Annotated in this window: 3 protein-coding genes and 1 pseudogene; all 4 read left to right on the plus strand. The window is 59.2% G+C overall.

Going from position 1 to position 4,679, the window contains the following annotated elements; translation table 11 throughout:
* Positions 1-47 precede the first annotated feature (47 nt).
* Positions 48-578: an NAD(P)H-dependent oxidoreductase gene (locus tag NDI72_RS21635; protein ID WP_283801760.1), complete on the plus strand. Its 531-nt coding sequence runs from the start codon at positions 48-50 to the stop codon at positions 576-578.
* 516 nt (positions 579-1,094) lie between these two features.
* A pseudogene (locus NDI72_RS21640) lies at positions 1,095-1,907 on the plus strand (integrase); the annotation flags it as partial.
* 364 nt (positions 1,908-2,271) lie between these two features.
* A complete protein-coding gene (locus tag NDI72_RS21645) occupies positions 2,272-4,083 on the plus strand; it encodes a potassium/proton antiporter (protein ID WP_283801761.1) in 1,812 nt (603 codons plus the stop codon).
* A gap of 95 nt (positions 4,084-4,178) precedes the next feature.
* Complete coding sequence (locus NDI72_RS21650) at positions 4,179-4,643, plus strand: PTS sugar transporter subunit IIA (protein WP_283801759.1); 465 nt, start codon at positions 4,179-4,181, stop codon at positions 4,641-4,643.
* Positions 4,644-4,679 lie beyond the last annotated feature (36 nt).

Consider the following 4,679-nt stretch of genomic DNA (forward strand, 5'->3'; position numbering starts at 1 on the left):
CCGGGAATTACTGAAATCCGTGGCCGGGAATTACCGAAACCCGCACCATTGAGCATCACGATCTTTATGCTGAAAAGTTCGATCCGTGTCTGTCGCCTGATGAGGCTTATACGATCGGTGACACATTCGAAGATGCGCTGGCTCGTGCTGCCGATCCTCTAATTCAACGACATCGTGAAGGGGTTGGCAGAGCTCAAGGACTGTTGGTCGTGCATCCAAATTGGTGGGGAAAGCCACCGGCAATACTTGCCGGCTGGATGGATCGCATTTTGGTGCCCGGTGTCGCCTATCGACTGCAATCTGCCGCCGGTTTTCCAGAGGGTCTCCTATCAATGAAGACTGCGCTGGTAATCAACACGTCAGATACAGAGCCCGAACGTGAAGCCAATGATCTCGGTGACCCGCTCGAGCTCATCTGGGGTAAATGTGTTCTACCCTATTGTGGGGTCGAGGACTACGAGCGGCTGATTTTCCGACCAGTGAATGGATGTTCAGCGGAACTCCGCGCAAAATGGCTGGAGCAAACGCGTGCGAGCTGCCACGCTGGCTTCTGCAAGAAGGTCCGTCAAAGCACCTGACCACCTGCGGCCTCAGTGGCTTGTCCTGCAATCCATGACGGCACGTCACTGAGCAGAAACAGCACCGCATCGGCGGTGTCGTCTGGATTGTCTAAGCAGTGCAAGGGTGGTGGGTAGGATCTTCCGTCCGAGCCGAATATCGAAGTAATAGGCAGGCCAAACGCTCCCCCGGTTTTTTGGAGCCGTTGCGGTCATATGCGTTGATCACCGCCAGCGCTTCAAACAGCGGCGGCGATGAGTTCCGCCTTGCGGAATCCCGGATGCTTAGCGAGCCGGAGGATCCATCAAAGTCAAAGACCTAGATCATTTTTGAGACCAGGGTATCGGGCCAGTCAAGCGAGCGCCCATCGAATGCATGCAGTTGGAGGCGCGCTACTGGGCGCCGCCTCTCGGCATCAATGAGCCAGGAACGTTGCTCCCCTTCCCGGTAGAGGTGCGCTTCCCCCCATTGACGAAGGGCGACTATAGCGCGATCAAAAGCGAAAGCAGCCAAAGGGCAAGAAGAAAATCAACACCGTTCTGATTGCGCGACCTGTTTGCAAGGACCACCTCTCGGCCGAGATCGTCGGCCAGCTCAATCACTTCCGCGACCATCTCAACGACCTGTTCGGCACACCCGACACGCCGGCGGTCCCGAACGGACCAGGTGGCCAGCCCTGGCGGATCACGACGCGGCAGTTCAGACGCACGATCGCATGGCACATTGCCAACCGCCCCTTCGGCACGATCGCCGGCATGATCCAATATAAGCATGCTTCCGTCGCCGCTTTCGAAGGCTATGCCGGTTGCAGCCGATCCGGCTTCCGTGCGGAAGTCGAGAACCAGCGCCGACTCGGTCAGCTCGATGATCTGTTGACCTATTTCGATGAGCGCCAGGCCGGAGCCTCGCTGTCCGGACCCGCGGCGGCGCGTATAGGAAAGACGCTCGACAGCATATCGGCAGAACTCGACCCGCTGCCGGCCATGATCGCTGACCGTGCCCGGCTCCGCACGATGCTCGCGAGTCTCGCGCGTACATTGCATGTCGGGGTGCTGGCCGACTGCTTCTTCGATCCTGGAACCGCCCTGTGTTTGAAGCAGGCGACGGGCGTCGACAGCAAAATGCCGCTGACGGCTCTCTGTCAGCCGACCCGTTGTCCGAATGCTTGCATCACCTCCAGGCACCGGCCGGCATGGGCCCGTTCAGCCGATGACGCCAGAGCGTTGCTGAAGGAGAAGCGCTTGTCTCCCCTGCAACGTACCACCCTGAAGCAAGATCTCGAACGGATCGAGGGGATTCTGGACAGCATAAGTTGCGACACGAATGCTGCCGGCAATGAGGTCGAATGATTTCGGCGCTTGCGGCCCGTGGCGGCCGTTGGAAAAGAGACCGCGAACAGCTCGATTGAGCGCCATCGAGCCGTTCCGGTCACACCTCAGGAAATACCGCTTTGCGCTGCACATCGGTCGTTGGGTACGCATTTGTCTTTGCCTGAAGGAAGACATTGCAGACCGCAAAGCTGTAGTCGGGGATGACGGTCCACTTCCGAACGGCCCGTTTCTAACCGGCTTAAATATCTTACACTCGCTGCAGCTTGAGCAATCCAATCAAGCCGTAATCTTGCCCGCTTCGATCGTGGCGTCCATAAGGCTGTAAAGGATGCACGCGCCCGGCTTGCCGGGACGAAAGACGAGGTGTTCGTAGCCGACTATGCTGGATCTGATATTCCCGGTTTTCCTCATCGCCGCAGGGTTGGTGTTGGCCTCCGTGATGACCAGTGCGTTGGCGTTCCGGTTCGGAGCCCCTCTGCTGCTCGTATTTCTCGGCGTTGGCCTGATTGCTGGAGAAGACGGTCTCGGCATCACCTACGACGATGCGAATTCGGCGTATCTGATCGGCAGCCTGGCGCTTGCGATCATCCTGTTTGACTCTGGTTTTAACACCAAGCTCAAGTCCCTCAGACAGGCGGCAGCGCCAGCCATAACACTGGCCACGCTTGGCGTGGCCCTGACGGCCGCGCTGGTAGGGGTCGCTGCGCGCTACATATTCGGTCTCCCATGGTTGGAAGCCCTTCTGATCGGGGCGATCGTGGGATCGACCGACGCCGCGGCCGTCTTCTTCCTGCTTCGGGTCGGTGGCATCACGATCCGCGAACACGTTCGATCGACGCTGGAGGTTGAATCGGGATCGAACGATCCCATGGCGGTCTTCCTCACGGTCACGCTGCTCGCATTGATCCTGTCCGGCGAAAGCCAGAACAACCTCTGGCAAGACCTTGCAACCGGCTTCATCCTGCAGATGGGGCTTGGTGTGCTCATGGGCATTATCGGCGGTTATGCCATTGTCGCTGTCGCCAACCGGATAACGCTGGAGGGTGCCCTTTATCCGATCGGGGTCCTCTCGGCTGCGATCTGTCTGTTCGGACTGGTTGGTATGATGGGCGGGAGCGGCTTTCTCGCGGTCTATGTCGCGGGCCTGGTCGCTGGAAACAGCAGGATCACCGGACACGTGGGACTGCGCCGGTTCATGGAGGGGCTTACATGGGTCGCCCAGATTGCGATGTTTCTGACTGTCGGTCTTCTGGCTACGCCCTCGCAGTTCCTCGACATCGCGATTCCTGCGGTCGGAATCGCCCTGGTGCTGACGTTCATCTGCCGACCACTGGCGATCTGGCTGTGCCTGCTTCCCTTTAGTTTCCAGCGCAACGAATCGGCGTTCATTTCCTGGGTGGGGCTGCGCGGCGCGGTCTCGATCCTGCTCGGCATCATTCCCTTAGCCGGCGGCTTGGAGAACGGGCAACTGCTCTTCAATGTCGCCTATATCATCGTGCTTACTTCACTGCTGCTCCAGGGGTGGACGATCCGGCCGATGGCGCGCTGGCTTGGTTTGATCGTTCCGCCGAGGATCGGCCCAGTCAGTCGTGTGGGCCTTGAGCTTCCCGGACGGTCGGACCACGAGTTGATTGTCTATCGGGTTGTGGACGAGAGTCCGGTCCTTCGGGGCGAGCGGCTGCCTCGTTGGGCTCGTCCCTCTTTGGTAGTGCGGGACGGGCGTTCGATGCGCTATCAATATGCCGGACGGCTGCGGGAGAACGATCTCGTGTACATGTTCGTTGCCCCGCAATATGTCAGGCTGCTTGATCGCCTATTCGCAAGCCCGAAGAAGTTGAGCGACGATGACGCCGAGTTCTTCGGCAAGTTCACGCTCGATCCCAGGAAGCCGCTATCCGCCCTCGTGGAAGCCTACCGGCTGCAATTCGTGCCGGAACATCATCTGGACAGCTCAATCAGCGAGTTCATGATACAGCGGCTGGGTGGAACGGCAGAAGTAGGCGACCGTGTCACGTGTGGGGATGTCGATCTGATCGTACGCGACGTGAACACCAACGGTGAAATCGCCGAAGTCGGATTGGCGGTTGACCAGGCCGAAGGCCAGGCGCAGATTCCGCTATTCCTAAGTGGCGCGGAAATCTGGACCTGGCTCAAGCAAAGGATCAGGAGGAAGCCATCCGAGGATGCACAATAGAAGTGGCAGAAATCCAAGCCGTGCTGCTGTTTGAGCTAACGGCCATTGGTCGTCAGCCACGGCTCTGCTCCGTTCTGAGAACCGGGAGATGATCCATGGGACTTTCTGACTTCCTCTCGCCCAGCAGGATCATGTTGGGTCTAGGCGGCTGCAAGAGGCGAGAACTCATAGGGCGTTTGGCCGAGCAGTTCGCCGAGGATCTGGGAGGTGATGCGTCCGCCTATGCGCAACCTCTTATTGCCCGCGAGAAGCTTGGGTCCACGGCGATCGGCAAAGGCATCGCGCTTCCGCACGGCAAGGCGGAGTGCCTGTCGCGCCCGGCGGCCGTCGCCGCAGTCCTCCGTTCGCCGGTCAACTTCCAAGACCCTGACGGGGTTGAGGTGGACGTTGTGATTGCATTCCTCTCACCGGATGGGCCTCCGAAGGACCTCGACAGGCTCGCGAGTATTGTTAGGGAACTGCGCAGGGACGAAGTGAGACAGGCCTTCCGGATCGCTAACACCCCAGACGGGATTGCCAAGTTGATTACGGCTTTGCGTGGGGATAGGCGATCATTATGAGAACTCCACCAACAATGTCGCGCCTGAAGGGCTTTC

The sequence above is a fragment of the Nitratireductor sp. GZWM139 genome, from assembly GCF_030068685.1.
GTDB lineage: Bacteria > Pseudomonadota > Alphaproteobacteria > Rhizobiales > Rhizobiaceae > Nitratireductor > Nitratireductor aquimarinus.